Raw genomic sequence first — 18827 nt, forward strand, 5'->3', positions numbered from 1 at the left:
ATGACGAAGTCCTCCCCGCGCCGGGCCCGGTCTGCCTCCACACGACGACCCCGGGGTCGACGTAAGCGCCTTTCCACCAGTCCGGCCAGGTCGACAGCTGCACTCGTCGTCGTGTTGGCGATCCTGGCGGGACTGGGCTGGGGAGGCCACGAGGTGTGGAAAGCCGTCGACCCATTCGGCACGGTCGAGCCGGAGGGCTGCCGGGTGACGGTGTCCGGCCAGTCCTACGACCTCGATCTGGAACAGTCCCAGAATGCCGCCATCATCGCCGCCGAGTCGATTCGACGCGGGATGCCGGTCCGCGCGGCCACCATCGCCCTGGCGACCGCCATGCAGGAATCGAGGCTGCGCAACATCGACTACGGCGATCGCGACTCCCTGGGGCTCTTCCAGCAGCGTCCTTCCCAGGGGTGGGGAACTCCCACGCAGATCATGGACCCGTGGTACTCCTCCGGGAAGTTCTACGAGGAGCTGGTGAAGTTCGGAAACTGGAAGGACATCAGCGTCAACGACGCCGCCCAACAGGTGCAACGCTCAGGTTACCCGGAGGCCTACCGCAAGCATGAGCCTCTGGCCGAGGCGTGGGCCTCAACGCTGACAGGGCACTCCCCCTCGGCGTTGTCCTGTGTCAACAGGTCGCCCGAGAAGGCGATCATCAACAAGCTCACCCAGACCGTGCGCACGGGGTTGGCGGACAAGATCGCCATCCAGACCAAGGGATCAACGGTGTCCTTCACCGCGACGGATCTTGTGCTGGCCCGAGCGGCAGTGGCTCTGACGATGGCGAGTACGAATCTGGGGCCGATTGATCGCGCTACCGTGGCGACGACGAGTTGGACCGCTGACCCGGAGCACTACGCCTCGTGGCGTGCAGCCACCGGCCCGTCCGCGAGTCCCGCTACCAGCGGCGCGGGCCGAGTCACCGGCACCGTCACCGCCCACAGCTGACTCTCAGCGAGCCTCGGACAACCTCTCGGCCGCGGCGTTGATCCTCTCGTCGGTGGCCGTCAGCCCGATACGGACGTGGTCAGAGCCACCATCGACGTAGAAATCACCCGGTGAACACAGGATGCCAAGATCAGCCAACCTGTCCAGGGTGGCCCGACAGTCCTCGCCCTCGGTCGCCCACAGGTAGAGCGAACCCTCGGAATGATCGATTCGGAAACCGGCCTGCTCGAGGGCTGGCTTGAGCACCTCACGACGCAGTTGGTAGCGCTTCACCTGCTCCCACACGTGGGAGCGGTCGGCCAGAGCGACCTGCATGGCCGCGGCGACCGGAGCCGACAGCATGAGTCCGGAGTGCTTGCGAAGGGTGAGCAACTCGCTGGTGAGAGCGGAGTCACCGACGACGAATCCCGCACGGTATCCGGCCATGTTCGACCGCTTGGACATCGACAAGCAGGCCAGCAGGCCGGTGACGTCCCCGCCGTTGACCCTCTCGTTGAGGACGGAGACGCACTCCCCCTCCCAGACGAACTCGCCATAGCACTCGTCGGAGGCCAGAACGGCTCCGGTGCTGCGGGCGAACTCCACCCAGGCCTTCATCTCGTCGAGGTCGAGGATGCGTCCTGACGGATTGGCCGGAGAGTTGATCCAGATGAGGTCGGGATGGCCCTCGACCTCATCAGGCTCGTTCACGGCTTGCACGGTGGCTCCGGCAAGCTGGGCGCCAACCTGGTATGTCGGGTAGGCGCAGGCCGGAATGACGATCGTGGAGTCCGGGCCCAGACCAAGCTGGCTGGGCAGCGAGGCCACCAATTCTTTGGTTCCGATGACCGGCAGGACGCTGGTCTCACCAAGCTGCGCGGGCGCCCCCCAGACCTGCTTCATGTGGTCCAGGATGCCGACTCGCAGTGCGGGTGTCCCCCACACCTGCGGGTAGCCGTGGGCGTCACTGGTGGCAGTCAGGGCCTCGGTGACGATCTGGGGAGTTGGATCGACCGGGGTGCCCACTGACACGTCAACGATGCCACCGGGATGGGACTGAGCCTTGACCTTGGCGCCGGCAATGGTGTCCCAGGGGAAGGTGGGCAAACTCTCCGAGACGATTCGGCGGCTCATTCGCCCTGAGGGGGCAGGGCCTCGACGGCCGGGTGGTCCTTGTGGGTCGGGCCGAGACGGGCAGCGCCGCCCGGGGAACCCAGTTCGTTGAAGAACTCGGCGTTGATGTCGAGGAACTGCTCCTGCTCACCGGGCAGGTCATCCTCGTAGTAGATGGCCTCGACGGGGCAGACGGGTTCGCATGCACCACAGTCGACGCACTCCTCAGGATGGATGTAGAGGCTCCGCTCGCCCTCGTAGATACAATCGACGGGGCACTCCTCAACGCAGGCACGATCCTTGACGTCCACGCAGGGCAGACCGATGACGTAGGTCACGTCTTCTCCTTGTTCCGGCCCTGGCAAGGGGCCTGATAGACATTCACCGTCATCATAGTGCCGCGCCGCGACATGCATCCCTCGACATGCACCGGCGCCCACGACCGTCGGACGGCCGTGGGCGCCGGAATCAGGTTGTCAGCGTGCCTCAGAGAGCGGCGACCAGGGCGTCAACACTAGCCTTGGCGTCACCGAAGAGCATCCGCGTGTTGTCGGCGAAGAACAGCGGGTTCTCGACGCCGGCGTAACCAGGCTTCATGGAGCGCTTGAAGACGACGACCTCGTGGCCCTCCCACACGTGGAGAACGGGCATGCCCGAGATCGGGGTGCCGGGATCCATGGCAGCCGGGTTGACGGTGTCGTTGGCTCCGATGACCAGGACGACGTCGGCGTCAGCGAAGTCGTCATTGATCTCGTCCATTTCCATGACGATGTCGTAGGGCACATGAGCCTCGGCAAGCAGCACGTTCATGTGACCGGGCAGACGTCCGGCAACCGGATGGATGGCGAACTTGACGTCCACCCCCTTGTCGCGCAGCTTCTTGGCCAGTTCGGCCACCGGGTACTGGGCCTGGGCCACGGCCATGCCGTAACCGGGAGCGATGATGACCGAGGAGGCATCGGACAGCTGGGAGGCCAGCTCGTCAGCCTTAATCTCGGTGATCTCACCGTCAGGGCCATCACCCTCAGCAGCCGGGGCATCGCCGAAACCGCCCAGGATGACCGACGCGAACGAGCGGTTCATGGCCTTGCACATGATGTAGGACAGGATGGCGCCGGAGAAGCCCACAAGGGCGCCGGTGACGATGAGCACCGGGATGTGGAGGCTGAACCCGGAGAAGGCGGCCGCCCAACCAGAGTAGCTGTTCAGCATTGAGATGACGACCGGCATGTCCGCACCACCGATGGCAGCAACGAGGTGGAAGCCGAGGAACAGCGAGGCCAGCGTCAACAGGGCCAGCGGCAGCCAGGCGATACCGCCGGAGACGTTGGAGAACCAGATGCCGCAGCCGATGATGACGACCAGCAGACCGAGGTTGATCCAGTTGCGGCCCGGCAGGGTCAGCGGCTTCGAGGGAACCTTGCCCGACAACTTGCCCCAGGCCACCAGGGATCCGGTGAAGGTCAGGGCACCGATGAAGATGCCGATCCAGATCTCCGAGAGCTGGAAGGTGCTGGCTCCGGTCCCCTCCTCGGCGAAGGCATTGAAACCAATGAGGACGGCGGCCAGACCGACGAAGGAGTGCAGCTGAGCGATGAGCTCAGGCATTCCGGTCATCTCGACCTTGAGGGCCTTCCACACACCGAAGGCACCACCGATGAGCATCGGGACGAAGAGCAGGACCATGGACACCGGCGAGTATCCCGGCAGCTTCACCAGCGCGACGATCGTCGCGACGATCGCGATGACCATGCCGAGGATGCCGTAGGCGTTGCCCTTCTTGGAGGTCTCGAATTTGGACAGACCGGCGAGGGCGAAGATGAACAGCAGGCCCGCGACGATGAACGAGGCGTTGACGAAGTTCACCAACGACCCGGCCATCGGGGCAATGAGAAGTGTTGACGTCATGGATCAGGCCTTCCTGAACATCTTGAGCATGCGCTGGGTGACTGTGAAACCGCCGAAGATGTTGATACTGGCGATGAGCACGGTCACCGCAGCGACGATCCGGATACCCCACGACTCGCTGCCGAGCTGGGTGATGGCGCCGACGATGATGATGCCGCTGATGGCGTTCGTGACGCTCATGAGCGGGGTGTGGAGGGCGTGGGTGACGTTCCACACGACGTAGTAGCCGACGACCACGGCGATCGCGAAGGTACCGAAGAGGGCGACGAACTCGGTTGGGGAAAAGGTCAGCAGGGCGATGAGGGCGATCGACAACGCCGCGACGATGCTGAAGGTCTGGGGCCACGGACGCGGCTCCTTCTCCGGAGCCACCGGGGTGGCCGGTTCGGCCTTGGCGACCGGTTTGGGCGCAGCGGCGACCTGCACCGGCGGCGGTGGGAAGGCCACCTGACCTTCGTGGCAAACCGTCATAGTGCGGATGACCTCGTCGTCGAAGTTGAGGACGAGCTCACCGTTCTTCTCCGGGGTGGCCAGCTTCAACAGATTGACGAGGTTGGTGCCGTAGAGCTGGCTGGCCTGGCCCGGCAGACGGGACGGCAGGTCGGTGTAGCCGATGATCGTCACGCCGTTCTCGGTGACGTAGGACTCACCGGGATGAGTGAGCTCGCAGTTGCCGCCACCCAGGGCGGCGAGGTCGACGATGACGCTACCGGGCTTCATGGCAGCGACCATCTCGGCGGTGATGAGTTTGGGAGAGGGCTTGCCAGGGATGGCTGCCGTGGTGATGATGACGTCGTCCTTTCCAGCCTGCTCCATGTAGAGCTCGGCAGCGCGGACGTTGTAGTCGTCGCTGGTCTCCTTGGCGTAGCCATCGGAACTGACGCCCTGATCGGAGTCGCCGGTGCGCACGTGCAGGAAGGTGGCACCCATTGACTGGACTTGCTCGGCGGTCTCGGGACGGACATCGGTGGCGTACACCTCGGCGCCCATCGAGTTGGCGGCGCCCAGGGCAGCCAGACCGGCCACACCGGTGCCGATGACGAAGACCTTGGCTGGCGGAACCTTGCCAGCAGCGGTGACCTGGCCACCGAAGGTGCGACCGTACGCGAATGCAGCCTCCACGACGGCCCGGTAACCCGAGATGTTGGCCATTGAGGACAGAGCGTCCATGGACTGCGCACGCGAGATGCGCGGGACCATGTCCATGCTCAGGCCAGTGATACCGGCAGCAGCAAGCTTCTCGGTGAGGGCAAGGTCCTGACGCGGGTGAAGGAAGGTGACGAGAACGGCTCCGGTGTGCATGAGGGCGATCTGGTCGTCGGTGGGCTCGTTGACGGCCAACACGAGGTCAGCGTTCCACGCCTGCCCCGGTCCGACGATCTTGGCACCAGCCTCTTCGTACACGTGGTCAGGCAGAGCGGCGTGCTCGCCGGCTCCGGACTCGACGACCACCTCGTAGCCGAGTTTGAGTAGGGCGGGAACAGTCGTCGGAGTCGCGGCGACCCGATTCTCACCCGGGAGTGATTCCCGTGGGATTCCGATGATCATGATGGTGACTTTACGGCCAAACGTCCTTGGATACGACATCGGGGTTGCACGTTTCCCCATGTTGGGGGTCATCTCTGACGAGAAATGGGGCACCGCCGATTGGCAGTGCCCCATCAGGTCGTCAGTTGCCCGGATGAGGCCCGTTCGGGCCAGGAGCAGGATTCCAGGGCTGCTGCGCGGGGGGTTGCCCCCATGGCCCCTGAGGCGGACCTGCAGGGACTCCGGGCTGTCGGTAACCAGCGATGCCAGACGTAGCCCTTAATGTCAGAACGAGTTGCCACACCTGCGCTGCTGCGGTCAACAGCACGAAGACGAGGAAGAACCACACCCCCGCCCTTGAGTTACCGTTGTTGCCGGTCGAGTTGATAACCCCCCCAGATCATGAACAGGACAAGCACCGCCGCCAGTACCGTCAGCACGATCTCGTAGGTGCGCGAGCGGAGGTGATCAGCCATCATCGCTATGACGGCCATGGCGAGGTACACCACCATCAGCAGGACCGTCAGCCGGACTCTCACCGCCCACTCGCCCATACCGTCAGAGGTGACACCGTTGAGATTCAGCGTTCCGAGACCATTGAGCGATATTTCGAGGCCGGCTCCGAGACCGAGACTGACCCACGGGGCCAGAAGAGCGACGAAGCTCAGCAACAGCCCTACGACAACCGCAACGCGACGCACATTGCCCAACGTGCCTCGAATCAGCCCGAGGATGGGATCAGGTTGCCTCGGCTGGGACGCAAATCCCGGCGGCGGGTATGCGGAAAATCCCTATTGGGGGTTGGGGGTGCACGGGTTGGGATTGTGGGGAGGGAATGGACCTTGTGGTGGATATCCCTGCCCCTGTGGTGGAACAGGCCCTTGCCGAGGAGGTACCGGTCGGCCCCATTCGGGGCCTTGAGGCGATGTGGTGTCCGTCATTCTTGAACCTCTCTGGCTACCGTCGATCGTCACGGCACCCGAAAACGTAGCGATGGTACCCCTCCCGTCGCAAGCGGCATCTACAACGAACACACGGTGGCAACGACGGTGGGTCACGCCACTTGCCACCGTTTCCGCGGGGCGGCGGGTATGACGTCACAGCGGAGGCGACCATCTGGCTCGACACCTCAGCAGGGGGGGAGCAAGGGGTAGGGCGCGCACTCATGACCGAACTCATGCGGCAGGCTCGCCGCGATGATCAGCCTGTCCCTCAACGGTCACGGGAGCGGATGCACGCCACCACCAGGCTCGCGGCGAGGCAGACGATCCCGAACTCCTGAATGAGAACGACGAAGTTGGTGAAGACCTCGGAGAACACCGTCACCCGAATGCCCCCTCTGTGCGCAATCAACTGGGCCGCGGCGGACTGGACAACAAAACCGGCGACAAGACATGTCGCACCGACGATGACCGGAGCCCGCAGCGACCGGGGACCGAGAGCAAGCCGTGGTCGCCCGACACCACAAATGGCAAGAACGAAGGAACCAGCCGAGAACCACAACAGGAGCGTGTAGAGGGCCGCTCCGACGATGCCAACCGCCTGAGAGTAGTACTCGAGCCGGACCCAGGAAACCAGGCATGCCACCACGAAGAACCCGATTCCTGCCAGGATCGCCCGTCCCGTCCAGCTCGGCCTCTCGTCGCGTTTCTGCCCACTGGGCTCAGCCATGATGTCTCCCCCGTTGAAGCGTACCTTCAGCTTGTACTCGGACGCGGGTTCTACGGGGTCGCTAGGGTTGCTCCATGACCGCGTACCATGCTGACGCCAGTGACCTTGAGTGCAAGGAAATCCTCACCTGGGAAACCTTCGGTGCCGCCACCGACGAACTCGCCACCCAGATCCACGATTCGGACTTTGATCCCGAGATCGTGATCGCGGTGGCTCGCGGCGGCATGATCCCGGGCGGAGCTCTCACCTACTCCCTCGGCGTCAAGCTCACCGACGCCATCAACGTCGAATTCTATACCAATGTCGAGGAAACCCTGCCTGATCCGGTGCTGTTGGCCCCGATGCTCGACACCGACTCCATCCGCGGCAAGCGAATCCTCGTCGTCGACGACGTCGCCGATTCCGGCCGCACCCTGGCACTCGTGCTCAAGCTGCTGCGCGGATTCGGCGCCGACGTCCGCTCGGCGGTGCTCTACGCCAAGCCGACCACCGTCATCAACCCGGACTTCGTGTGGAAGGCAACTGACAAGTGGATCGTGTTCCCCTGGAGTGTGAAGCCTCCTGTCGGTCAACGCTGAGTCAGAGCATCGACCCCGCCGCGACGACCACGTCATGGAAGGACACCGCTCCCGGATCGGGCGTGCCCAGGGACTTCTCACCCAATGGGCGCGCCCGACCGACCTTGGCGGTCACCTCGGAAGTGGCCTGAGCCCCTTTCTTCGCAGCCTCACATGCGGACTTCCATGCCTGCGGCAACGGATCCGTTGACGATTCCAAGGTCGCCACGAAGGGATCCATGGCGTCGACCATGGTCTTGTCGCCGACCTTCGCCCCTCCCAACCTGGTGACGGCGTCGAGGGCAGCACGAGCAGCCTGACGAATGGTGCCGTCACTGGCAGGATCCTCGTCCCCCAGGACCGCACCGAATGCGGTCAGCACTGCTCCCCACAGCGCACCCGAGGTGCCGCCAGCGTGCTCGGCCCAGGCTGAACCGGCAGCGTTGAGAGTGGTGGCGGCGCCGGCGCCATCCCCTCTCACCCGCTTTGCCTCGGTGAGTGCAGCCTGGGATCCACGCGTCATGCCGATGCCGTGGTCACCGTCACCGGCAACCGAGTCGAGTCGGCCGAGCTCATCGGCGCGCTCCGACAGGGTCCTCCCCACTTCTTCCAATCCCCTGACGACGACGTCGGCAAGCTCCTGGGACTCTTGCGATCCGGGAGCGGCAACCAAGACATGTTCTGCCTCCTGGGGCAACGCAGTGGTGTCGAGATCAACCTGACCGACAGCCCCACGACGATAGGCGGGGGTGTCGCACGCAGCCAGCCACAGCGGTTCGATGACTTCGTCGAGCCACACCAAGGTCAAGGAGACACCTGCCATGTCGAGGCTGGTGACGAACTCCCCCACCTGCGGGTCGACGATCGTCAGTCCGGCCTCCTCGAGACGACGGCTGATGTCATTCCACAACACGAAGAGTTCCTCGTACTTGGTGGACCCGAGACCGTTGACGATCGGGACGACGCGGGATCCGGAGTCCTCGGGGCGGTCGGCCAGCAAGCCGTCGACGAGCATGGCGGCCACCTCGTCAGCCGTGCCGAGGGTCTCGTCATGGATACCCGGCTCACCATGGATACCCATGCCGACACCCATCTGTCCGTTCTCGACACGGAACAGCGGGTCGTCAGCTCCCGGCAAGGTGCAGCCAGCGAAAGCCACCCCGAAGGAACGGGTGCGTCCGTTGACACGATCGAAGACCTTGACGACCTCGTCGATGTCGCGGCCTTCCTCACAGGCAGCCGCCGTCACCTTGAAGACCGGGAGATCCCCGGCGATGCCACGACGCTTGAGGTGGTCCTCCGGGCCGGCGGAGGCGATGTCGTCGGTGACGAGCAGGCATCGGGTGTCGATGCCCTCGCTGCGCAACCGTTCAGCCGCTTGTCCGAAGTGCAGGACGTCGCCGGCATAGTTGCCGAACCCGATGAGGACTCCGGCCCCCCGATCCGCTGCCTTGCAGACTGAATAGGCCTGTGAGGCCGAGGGCGAGGAGAAGATGTTGCCGCAGACGGCGCCGTCGGCGAATCCCGGGCCGACCCAGCCAGCGAAGGCCGGGTAGTGACCTGATCCGCCGCCCACGACGAGGGCGACCTTGCGATCTGTACGGACGGCACGAACGACTCCACCGAAGACCGGCCTCAGGTGGTTCGGGAAGGCGCTGGCGAGTCCAGCGACTGCCTGGGACGGAAAACCATCGGGGCTGTTCACGAGTCGGGTCATGGTTGGAACTCTCCTGTCATCGCATCATCGTTGATGGTGTTTTCCCATAATCCATGATAATTGGTGTCACCACAGAGTGCCCGGTGTGCCGAAAATGGGACAATGGAGCCGATGAAGGAGATCACATGCCTCACACCATGCCTGCCCTGGTCCTCAACGGCCCCGGAGACGTTCATCTGGCCCAAAAACCCGTTCCTGAGCCGGGCCCCGGCGAGGTGGTCCTGGCCGTTGAGGCGACGACGATCTGCGGCACCGATCTACGCATCATCTCCGGCGAGAAGACCACCGGGGTACGCTCTGGGGTCACCCTCGGCCACGAGATCGCAGGACGTATCGCCTCCCTCGGCGAAGGAGTGGAAGGACTGACCGTCGGGCAGCAGGCGACCGTCTCCATCGTCGTCTCCTGCGGCACCTGCCGAGCCTGCCTGGCAGGACGCGAACATCTGTGCAGCCGCTGCGAGCTCATCGGCTACCGGATCGACGGCGGGTTGGCTCCCTGGCTGTGCGTGCCGGCTCGAGCCGTCTCTCGCGGCAACGTCGTCCCGGTGGCTTCCGAGATGCCAGCCAACCGGCTGGCTCTGGCCGAACCTCTCTCCTGCGTCCTCAACGGGCATCGTCGCCATGGAGGGGTCAATCCCGGAGAGACGGTGGTCATCATCGGTGGCGGAGCCATCGGCCTGCTTCACGCCCAACTCGACCTGGCGTGCGGAGCCGGACAGGTCATCCTCTGCGAGAAGCACGCCGATCGACGCGACCGGGCCACTGCCTTGGGAGCTGTGCCGACTTCCCCCAACCACCTGGTTGAGGACGTTGCCGAACGCACCGACGGTCTTGGTGCCGACCTCGTCATCGTCGCCATCGGACACAATGAACTGGCCGAGCAGTCCCTTGACCTCGCTGCGCCCGGCGGACGGGTGAGCTGGTTCGCCGGCTTTCCCAAGGAATCGACGGCGACGATCACCCCCAACACCGTGCACTATCAGGAGCTCACGGTCTCGGGAGGATCAAATGCCCGACGCGCGGACGTCCACCGAGCAGTCGAGATGCTGGGGCGCGGAAACATTGACGAGACCCCGATCGTCACTCACACCTTCGGCCTGTCCCAGTGGGCTGAGGCCGTCAACGCGGTGCGCGGCCACGCCGGGGTGAAGATCGCCATCAATCCGCGGCACTGAGCCGCATCACTTCACAGCTTCACCGAGCCGGCCCCGGTGTCGGGGTTGCCGAATCGGTGGGTCGCCACCGAGACCGAGCGCCCCCGTGGGAACGGCGGCAGTTTGCGGTACGCTGGTGACGTCGTCGGCCCGCACAGCCAGACTGGTCGCGGTTCATCCGTGCTTCGACACTCCATTGATGTCCTGTTGCCAGGTGTGGACCTGTTAGACGGCCTCGGTGACCAGCTCAGCAGGGCGCGGGGATGCCCAGGTATCAGCGTCGATACTCATGGCACGACCATATTCTTGTCAGGGCAGCAACACGCCGCTCACAAGGGCGTGCAGATTCACCGATCTTCTGATGGTGCAAGAATGCCGCCGCAAAATATCCGAGAGGGCAGCTCATGACGCACACCGCCACCGAATCGAGCGCGGCGACCCACAAGGGCATCGAAACCACCGGAATCGAGGTTGTCGAGGAGTCTCAGCGCACCGCGCGCCCACGGGACCTCTTCCTCCCCTGGTTCGCCTCCAACGTGTCGGTCTTTGGCATGAGCTACGGAGCCTTCATGCTGGGGTTCGGGGTGTCGTTCTGGCAGGCCATGGCCGCCACCCTCATCGGCGTCATCGTCTCCTTCGGTTTCTGCGGGATCATCGCCGTCGCCGGAAAGCGAGGCTCGGCCCCGACCATGGTCCTCTCGGGGGCAGCCTTTGGCACCCAGGGAAACAAGATTCCCGGCGTCATCGCATGGATGACCTCGATCGGCTGGGAGACCTCCTTGGCCATCACGGCCGTCCTCGCGACGACCACGATCTTCCACCGGCTGGGGTGGAGTTCCGGGAACTCCGTCAAGATCGTCGCCGCCATCGTCGTGGCCCTGCTTATCGTGGGCGGTGCTGTGGCCGGCTACCACATCATCATGAAGCTGCAGGCCATCCTGACGTGGATCACCGGCGTCCTGACCGTCATCTATCTCATCATGGCCGTCGGACACATCGACTGGCATGCCGCGATCTGTCTGCCCTCAGCCTCCTTCCCGGCCTTCATCGGCACCCTCACCCTCATCATGACCGGCACCGGTCTGGGATGGACGAGCATTGCCGCCGACTGGTCTCGGTACCAGTCGCGCAAGTCCTCGGGATTCTCCATCGCCTTCTGGAATGTCTTCGGGGCGTCGTTGCCACTCATCATCCTCATCACTGGTGGCCTGCTGCTGGCGGCCTCCTCCAAGGACCTGTCTGACGCCATCGGTGACGACCCCATCGGCGCCCTGGCGACCATCCTGCCGACGTGGTTCCTCATCCCATTCCTGCTGGCGGCGATCCTCTCCCTGCTGGCCGGTGCGATCAACGGCATCTATTCTTCCGGGCTGACCCTGCTGACCCTGGGTATTCGCGTTCCGCGCCCGGCTGCCTCTCTCATCGACGGGACGATCCTCACAATGGGCACCCTCTACGTCGTCTTCGTGGCACCCAACTTCATCTCCCCGTTCCAGTCCTTCCTGGTGACCCTGGGTGTGCCGCTGTCAGCCTGGACCGGCATCATGATGGCTGACATCACTCTTCGCCGTCGGCCCTATGACGAGGCCGATCTGTTCGACGGGGCGGGGCGATACGACCGTTTCGACCTCACCTCGATCATCACCTTCATCGTCGTGACGATCTTGGGCTGGGGCCTGGTCGTCAATACCTATGAGGGAGTCAACTGGAACAACTGGCAGGGTTTCCTCCTCGGCCCTCTCGGCCTGGGAGGGCGTGAGGGTGACTGGGCCTATGCCAACCTCGGCGTGCTCGAGGCCCTCGTCCTCGGGTACGTCGTGACCCTCATTGCCCGACGCGGCACAGTGCGTCGCCAAGAGTCACGATGAGCAAGCCATAGCTGGAACAGCCGACCACCGACCCCATCACCTTCGGCAGGGGCCGCTCGGTGGAAAACCGCGAGTCAGCCTTGACGGTGATGGATCTGTACTCTCCGCGGATTCGGGGCGCCACCAGTCGTGAGGTGCTTTCAAGCCGCTCCCAATGCTCTGTATCGTCCTTTTGTTTGGGTACCCTGCCTTGTTTATGCACTCCCCGGAGACGACAATGGTTCTCACTTGCGTACTGGAAAGGGGAACACCACATGCACCGTCGTCTTCTGGCCATCGCAACCATCAGCGCCTGCGCCCTGGGCATGGCTGGTTGCTCCGGCAACTCTGGTCCCGGATCCTCCACCTCGGGCGCTTCCTCGGCCGCCGCTGCGACTGACAAGGTTGACATCGTCGCCTCGACCAACGTCTGGGGTTCGGTCGCCAAGGCCATCGGTGGAGACAAGGTCAACGTCCACTCCGTCATCGACAACCCCAATCAGGACCCGCACGACTACGACGCCACCGCCAAGGACAAGCTCGCCTTCTCGAAGGCCGAGATCGCCATTGCCAACGGTGGCGGTTACGACGACTGGGCTCCGAAACTCCTCAAGAGCACCGGTTCCAAGGCAACCCTCATCGACGCCGTCGAGACGTCTGGCCTCAAGAAGCCCGGCCAGGAGGAGTTCAACGAGCATGTCTTCTACTCGATCGACAGCGCTCGCAAAGTTGCCAAGGCCGTCGAGTCCGACCTGGTCAAGGCCTCCCCGAACAACAAGGCCACCTTCGAGTCGGGCCTCAAGAACTTCGAGTCCACGCTGGACGATCTCAAGGCTCACGCTGCCAAGGTCGGCGAGAAGCACCCGAACAGCACCGCCATTGCCACCGAGCCGGTGGTTGGCTACCTGCTCGAGGACATGAAGATCAAGAACATCACTCCTGAGGAGTTCATCGAGCAGTCCGAGACCGAGGCAGGCCCGTCGACCAAGGTTGTCCACGAGACCACCAAGCTGATTGCTGACAAGAAGGCCTCCATCCTCCTCGTCAACGGCCAGACCAGTGACGCCGTCACGAAGGAGCTGCAGAAGGCTGCCACGGGCGCCGGAATCCAACAGGTCGGCGTATGGGAGACCTTCCCGGAGGGTGTCGTCACCTACCAGGACTTCATTGGCAAGGCCATCATCGACATTGACAATGGCCTGGCCTGACACCCGTGGCATCACATCGCTGTGACAACTCCGGGACGACGAGGATCGAGCCTGCCAGACTCACCGACGCCAAGGTCGCCTTTGGGGACCGGGTGCTGTGGTCGGGGCTCGACCTCGTCGTGGAACCCGGTGAGTTCATCGCCGTTCTGGGGCCCAACGGGGCGGGAAAGACCACCCTGCTGAGGGTCCTTCTCGGGCAGACTCCGCTGACGGCCGGCACCGCGATGGTGGCCGGTCGTCCGGTGCGTCGTGGCTCGACCCGCATCGGTTACATTCCGCAGCAACGCTCCTTGGAGACGACGGCTCCGATTCGCGGCCGCGATCTGGTGGGCATGGGGATCGACGGCCACAAGTGGGGATGCGGCTGGTTCAGTCGCTCTCGACGTCGTCGCATTGACGAGGCCATCGCCTCAGTGGGTGCCACCGCGTTCGCAGACACCCCGCTGACGATGACCTCCGGTGGCGAGCAGCAACGCCTGCGCATCGCCCAGGCCCTCGTCACCAACCCTGAGTTGTTGCTGTGTGATGAGCCGTTGTCCAGCCTTGACCTGCGTCATCAGCAGGAGGTCACCAAACTCATCGACAACGCGCGTCGAACCCGAGAGCTCGGGGTGCTCTTCGTCACCCACGAGATCAACCCGGTTCTGCCCTATGTCGATCGAGTGGTGTATGTCGCTGGCGGCAAGGTTCGCGTCGGCACCCCCGACGAGGTACTGCGGTCCGAGGTCCTCACCGAGCTCTACGGCTCCCCCGTCGAGGTCTTCCGTCACGACGACCGGATCATCGTGCTGGCCGACGACGAGGGACCGTCGCACCTGCACGGTCCGCAGACCCCCGAGGACGAGAAGATGATCTGACATGGATTTCTCCACCATCATCAACTTCGACAGTTTCAGCCAGCTCATTCCCCTGGTTCACGGCTCGATCATCGCCGGTGTCATCCTCGGGGTCCTGGCAGGTCTCATCGGGCCGATGATCCATGCCCGCGACCTGGCCTTCGCGATTCACGGCACCTCGGAGCTCTCCTTCGCGGGCGCCGCAGTGGCCCTGTTCTTCGATGCATCGGTCACCCAGGGTGCTGTCGTCGGATCCCTGGTAGCCGCCCTCATCCTGGGGCTGTTAGGCGTCAAAGCCGCCGAGCGCAACGCCTCCATAGGCATCATGCTGCCCTTCGGCATGGGCATTGGCGTGCTCTTCCTGAGCCTCTACAAGGGCAGATCGTCCAACAAGTTCGGCCTGCTGACCGGACAGATCGTCGCCGTCAACACCACCGAGCTGAGCACCCTGGTCGCCGTCGCGATCTTCGTTGCAGTGTGCCTGGGCATCATATGGAGACCGCTGTTCTTCGCGTCGGTGGATCCCGAGGCAGCCAAGGCTCGCGGGGTCCCCATGCGGTTCCTGTCGATCGTCTTCATGCTGTTGCTCGGTCTGACCACCGCTATGGCAGTACAGCTCGTCGGTGCCCTGCTGGTGCTGAGCCTGCTCATCACTCCGACAGCTTCCGCCGCCAAGGTGACGGCACATCCGCTGGCCATGTCCCTGCTGTCGATCATCTTCGCGACGGTCTCCGCGGTGGGCGGCATCCTGCTGTCCCTGGGGCCCGGCCTGCCGATCAGCCCCTACGTGACGACGGTGAGCTTCCTCATCTATCTGGTGTGCCTTGTCCTCGGCGCGATTCGTCAGCGCCGCGGTTGGAGCCGTCGGGTCGCTTGAACCGTCGTTCCTCGCACAACGTCTTGTCGACGACTGTTGTCGACAAGACGTTGTGCTGTCATCTCGACGTCACCGTGATATCAACTGGGCACTGTGACCTGGTGCGGTACGCCGTCGAGAGGATGATTCATGCATCGCCACCCGGCCCGAGGCCTGGCCGCCACCGCCTGCGCCGCTGCCCTGATCTGCCCGCTGGCACCAGGGGTTGCTTCCGCCGGACCGATCACGGACGCCATCGAGGTGTACACCGGAGGCGCTCCGGTGCTGTCCACCACGCCGAATGGCGTCAAGATCACCGACAGCGGATTCGGTTCGGCCTTTGCCCATCGCAGCGGCGATCCTGACGACGTCTACTACGGTCTGACCGACCGCGGCCCGAACACTGACTCCGATGCCGACAATGAGAAGATCGAGCCGGTCAAGTTCCAGCCCTCGATTGCCAAGCTCCGTCTGGTCAACAGCCACATGGAGCTCGTCAAGAGGATTGGTCTGGCGACCAAGGACGGCACACCGATGAACGGTGCCGTCAATCCGGAGGCCTCCACCGGGGAGGCGATCGTCTACATCAACGGCTGGACGATCGCTCCTTCGAAGGCCGGCATCGACTCCGAAGGTCTCGTCGTCGCCCCAGACGGCAGCTTCTGGGTCTCCGACGAGTACGGCCCCTATGTCGTTCATTTCGATGCCCAGGGACGCGAGATCTCCCATCTCAAGCCCTTCGACGGCACCCTCCCTCGCGAGCGCACCCCGAGCCGTGGCATGGAAGGTCTCACCCTGACCCTCGACGGCAAGACCCTGGTCGGAACCATACAGTCGGCCCTGGAGACCCCGGATCTGTCCGACAGCTCCAAGAAGGTCCCCTTCGTGCGCATCGTCACCATCGACGTCGCGAGCGGCAGGACCACTGGGCAGTACCTGTACCAGCTGCACCTGAGCCAGGCCAAGACCTCCGTCTCAGAGATCACCGCCCTGGGAAACCACATCCTGCTCGTCGACGAGCGTAACGGCGACCCGGGCAAGGGCACCTTCAAGCGCCTGTACAAGATTGACCTGTCGAAGGCGACCACTGTCAACGACGCGAAGTCGGTCCCGGGGGGCGACCTATGACGCCGCCAAGGGTGGCCTGTTCATCAACGGCGAGTCCCTTGAGGGATTCTTCTCGGCTTCAACGGCTGTTGCTCCGAGCACTTCAGCCCCGGTTGACAACAACGGTCACGGCTTGCCGCACACCGGCGTCTGAACGATGGCGTACCAGACGAAGGTTGCCGGAGCATCGATGGCGGTTTGAGCAGCCAGCCGGATGGCTATCACTCCTTTGTCTACGTACTATCCCTCAAAACCGACAACCGAAAACGGGGCGCACCGGTCGCAAGAGCAGTGACTGTGATGGCGAGCACACTGACTGCCCACATGGCGACGGGTAGCGCCGCAATGGAAAGGTCGAAGGATTGATTCGCGTCGGTCGATCCGATCGCGGCATTGATCGCCCAACCAGCCAGAACTCCAACCACCAGTGACATCGACTGGGCCGGCAGGATCGTGACGATCATCTGCACCAAGAAGGACCTTCGCAGGATATGGGCGGGGGTACCCACGGCTTGTTGAGCAGCAATGGTATGTCGCATTCCCCATCGCAGTTCGACAAACGCGACAGTACATGCCACCAGGATCAGCAGGAATCCGGCCGCCAGGCCGCTACGCACGATTCCATGCTGTTGGATAAACGCCTGTAGGGTGTCGGGGTTCTCAGCCCCGGCATGGGCCGCATAGGACGGCGCGGCGGCGTGGAGTTGATCCACTAGCCGATCAAGATCGCCAGTTGTGGAGTCTGCGGTGAACTCCAAGAAGTCTGGAGTGAGGCCTGCCAGCCTCGGGTCGCTGCGAGCGAGGAGAGCGTCATCACCGTAGGTGACGGGTAGGTAGCTGACGGGCTTGATGGTACGGGCCGTAGTGTGTTTGTCGTAACCAAAGGTCCATGTCGATGGCGCGTCTCGCCTCATTGCCGGCATCCTTGGACAGGGTTGCGGATCGGGATCGAAGGCGGCCAAGTCGGCGCAGGATGCGGCAACAAGGGTATGGCCATCGGTGGTCATGTAGATCATGCGTCGGGGCCGGGTGATGCGCCGGAGGGCTTGCTGTTCGGTGGCGGTCCGATCGGTGAAAGGGACCTGGACGAGGACATGGCGGGGATCCCCCTCGGTGTCGTGGGTACCAGAAATGAGGAATCCCGATCCAAATCCGGCCAGGCCGACCATGATCGTCAATGCGACCACCATCGCAGCGGAATCCGGATAGTGGGCCCGGGCCAGGGCCAAACCGAGACGAGTGGGCAGTCTCAGCTGCTCACGACCGGCGCACCACACGATGACGAGGTGGGCTGACATGACGGCGCCGAGAGTTCCAAGCACAGCCCCACCCATGATGTATCCAGCGCCTCGGTCCCCCAGGCGCTGGCCGTCGTGAGCGAACGCCATCATCAGGCAAATCCAGCCTTCCAGACCGATCGCAGCCACGACGAGGAGAAGACCAACGATCCCGAGCAGATGACGCACCGTCCCAAGCCGGGCGCAGCAGCGCGGGGGGCGGCGTGAAGCCAGCAACCTTCGCAGGGTGCGACGGGCTAACCGACCACTCACGATCACCATGATGACGACGATAGCCAGCCACGCCGGCCATCTCAGCCTCGCCTGCCAAGGCCACCAGGTTAGCCCGAGCACCCCGCTGGTTCCGAGGACGTTTTGAACGGGAACGAACAACGCCAATCCGAGCAGAGCACCCAGGCCAGCGGTCCCGGAAACCTCGGCGGCGAAGACCTGGCCACACCAGTCGGGGTCGCATCCCATGCGCACCAACGTCGTGAACCGGTCGCGACGCGAGGCGGCCGACAGACTCAGCGACGTCCACAACAACATGGCTGCCGGCAGCCCAACCAGTCCGATCACCTCGATCCACGCAGTACGTGACGACACCCCAGAATCATCTATCCCGGTCAAGCCGAAGCCCTTCAGCTCGCGGCAACCAGCCTGATCGGGGGTGGTCGTAACCGAGAACAACTCATCGGGTGAAGCCAAGGCAGCCCGATCCACCACCACCGGATCGACCGTGCCTAAGCTGGAAACTTTCACGACCCCGGCGTCCATCAGCGACTTCAGACGCGGGGAAACGATGGTGTGACCCGGTTGGGGCCAGTGCTTCAGCCCCGGAGGCAGCCAGTCAGCGGGGTGGTTCACCACGAAACTCGTCCAGGGCGTGCCGTCGACCTGTAATTCCTGCACCTTGAAACCGGCATGCCCGCTTGCCGGCCTACCCGGAGCAAGGATAGGGGTCCGCGCATCACGTACCTCCTGCTGCTGGACGGTGACGCGGGGCAGGGTGATACCCACCGCTAACCCCAGTGTTGCCAGGGCCACACCCACAACCATCACCACTGATCGAATCAGCTCATGACGGCTCGCTCCACGGCTCAATCGCAACGCCAGACGCAA

At 63.9% G+C, this 18827-nt stretch carries 16 protein-coding genes and 1 pseudogene; 9 read left to right on the forward strand and 8 right to left on the reverse strand.

The genetic code is table 11. The features are described 5' to 3' along the window. Window positions 1–948 (forward strand): hypothetical protein, encoded by a 948-nt coding sequence (locus ACUCCZ_RS07565; protein ID WP_435916945.1) that lies wholly within the window; start codon window positions 1–3, stop codon window positions 946–948. Between the two features lie 3 nt (window positions 949–951). On the opposite strand, the gene dapC is transcribed toward ACUCCZ_RS07565, so the two are convergent. The 5 genes from dapC to ACUCCZ_RS07590 all read right to left on the reverse strand — a co-directional run bounded on the left by dapC (window position 952) and on the right by ACUCCZ_RS07590 (window position 6176). After that, window positions 952–2061: a succinyldiaminopimelate transaminase gene (gene dapC / locus ACUCCZ_RS07570; protein ID WP_435916946.1), complete on the reverse strand. Its 1110-nt coding sequence runs from the start codon at window positions 2059–2061 to the stop codon at window positions 952–954. Beyond that, on the reverse strand, window positions 2058–2378 hold the full coding sequence (gene fdxA / locus ACUCCZ_RS07575; RefSeq protein ID WP_435916947.1) for a ferredoxin: 321 nt from the start codon (window positions 2376–2378) through the stop codon (window positions 2058–2060). The genes dapC and fdxA overlap by 4 nt, the downstream gene beginning before the upstream one ends. A 148-nt stretch (window positions 2379–2526) precedes the next feature. Beyond that, window positions 2527–3948: an NAD(P)(+) transhydrogenase (Re/Si-specific) subunit beta gene (locus tag ACUCCZ_RS07580; protein WP_435916948.1), complete on the reverse strand. Its 1422-nt coding sequence runs from the start codon at window positions 3946–3948 to the stop codon at window positions 2527–2529. A 3-nt stretch (window positions 3949–3951) separates the two neighbouring features. Then, window positions 3952–5496 (reverse strand): Re/Si-specific NAD(P)(+) transhydrogenase subunit alpha, encoded by a 1545-nt coding sequence (locus ACUCCZ_RS07585; RefSeq protein ID WP_435916949.1) that lies wholly within the window; start codon window positions 5494–5496, stop codon window positions 3952–3954. A 341-nt stretch (window positions 5497–5837) separates the two neighbouring features. Beyond that, window positions 5838–6176, reverse strand: a complete 339-nt coding sequence (locus tag ACUCCZ_RS07590; protein ID WP_435916950.1) for a hypothetical protein — start codon at window positions 6174–6176, stop codon at window positions 5838–5840. 357 nt (window positions 6177–6533) lie between these two features. On the opposite strand from ACUCCZ_RS07590, the pseudogene ACUCCZ_RS07595 reads away from it, so the two are divergent. Next, window positions 6534–6679 (forward strand): annotated as a pseudogene (locus tag ACUCCZ_RS07595) (GNAT family N-acetyltransferase); the annotation flags it as partial. 8 nt (window positions 6680–6687) lie between these two features. Here the strand turns inward: ACUCCZ_RS07595 and ACUCCZ_RS07600 are convergent. Further along, window positions 6688–7146 carry a hypothetical protein gene (locus tag ACUCCZ_RS07600; RefSeq protein ID WP_435916951.1) on the reverse strand — a complete coding sequence of 153 codons (459 nt, stop codon included), beginning with the start codon at window positions 7144–7146 and terminating at the stop codon, window positions 6688–6690. A 74-nt stretch (window positions 7147–7220) separates the two neighbouring features. Between ACUCCZ_RS07600 and ACUCCZ_RS07605 the strand changes: the two genes are divergently transcribed. Continuing rightward, the gene (locus ACUCCZ_RS07605; RefSeq protein ID WP_435916952.1) at window positions 7221–7724 is read left to right on the forward strand and encodes a phosphoribosyltransferase; all 504 of its coding nucleotides are present in this window, start codon (window positions 7221–7223) and stop codon (window positions 7722–7724) included. 1 nt (window position 7725) lies between these two features. Here ACUCCZ_RS07605 and ACUCCZ_RS07610 read toward each other — a convergent pair whose 3' ends face one another. After that, the gene (locus tag ACUCCZ_RS07610; protein WP_435916953.1) at window positions 7726–9420 is read right to left on the reverse strand and encodes a dihydroxyacetone kinase family protein; all 1695 of its coding nucleotides are present in this window, start codon (window positions 9418–9420) and stop codon (window positions 7726–7728) included. 125 nt (window positions 9421–9545) lie between these two features. Here ACUCCZ_RS07610 and ACUCCZ_RS07615 point away from each other — a divergent pair, with 125 nt between their 5' ends. The 6 genes from ACUCCZ_RS07615 to ACUCCZ_RS07640 all read left to right on the forward strand — a co-directional run bounded on the left by ACUCCZ_RS07615 (window position 9546) and on the right by ACUCCZ_RS07640 (window position 16449). Next, a complete protein-coding gene (locus tag ACUCCZ_RS07615) occupies window positions 9546–10595 on the forward strand; it encodes an alcohol dehydrogenase catalytic domain-containing protein (RefSeq protein ID WP_435916954.1) in 1050 nt (349 codons plus the stop codon). A gap of 383 nt (window positions 10596–10978) precedes the next feature. Then, complete coding sequence (locus ACUCCZ_RS07620) at window positions 10979–12442, forward strand: purine-cytosine permease family protein (RefSeq protein WP_435916955.1); 1464 nt, start codon at window positions 10979–10981, stop codon at window positions 12440–12442. A gap of 254 nt (window positions 12443–12696) precedes the next feature. After that, a complete protein-coding gene (locus tag ACUCCZ_RS07625) occupies window positions 12697–13629 on the forward strand; it encodes a metal ABC transporter solute-binding protein, Zn/Mn family (RefSeq protein ID WP_435916956.1) in 933 nt (310 codons plus the stop codon). A gap of 5 nt (window positions 13630–13634) precedes the next feature. Further along, window positions 13635–14486 carry a metal ABC transporter ATP-binding protein gene (locus tag ACUCCZ_RS07630; RefSeq protein WP_435916957.1) on the forward strand — a complete coding sequence of 284 codons (852 nt, stop codon included), beginning with the start codon at window positions 13635–13637 and terminating at the stop codon, window positions 14484–14486. Between the two features lies 1 nt (window position 14487). Next, a complete protein-coding gene (locus ACUCCZ_RS07635; RefSeq protein ID WP_435916958.1) occupies window positions 14488–15342 on the forward strand; it encodes a metal ABC transporter permease in 855 nt (284 codons plus the stop codon). Window positions 15343–15471: 129 nt separating this feature from the next. Then, a complete protein-coding gene (locus ACUCCZ_RS07640) occupies window positions 15472–16449 on the forward strand; it encodes an esterase-like activity of phytase family protein (RefSeq protein ID WP_435916959.1) in 978 nt (325 codons plus the stop codon). Window positions 16450–16661: 212 nt separating this feature from the next. Here the strand turns inward: ACUCCZ_RS07640 and ACUCCZ_RS07645 are convergent, their stop codons facing one another. Beyond that, the gene (locus ACUCCZ_RS07645; RefSeq protein ID WP_435917064.1) at window positions 16662–18764 is read right to left on the reverse strand and encodes an ABC transporter permease family protein; all 2103 of its coding nucleotides are present in this window, start codon (window positions 18762–18764) and stop codon (window positions 16662–16664) included. Between the last annotated feature and the right edge of the window lie 63 nt (window positions 18765–18827).

The sequence above is a fragment of the Cutibacterium nasicola genome (assembly GCF_052654715.2).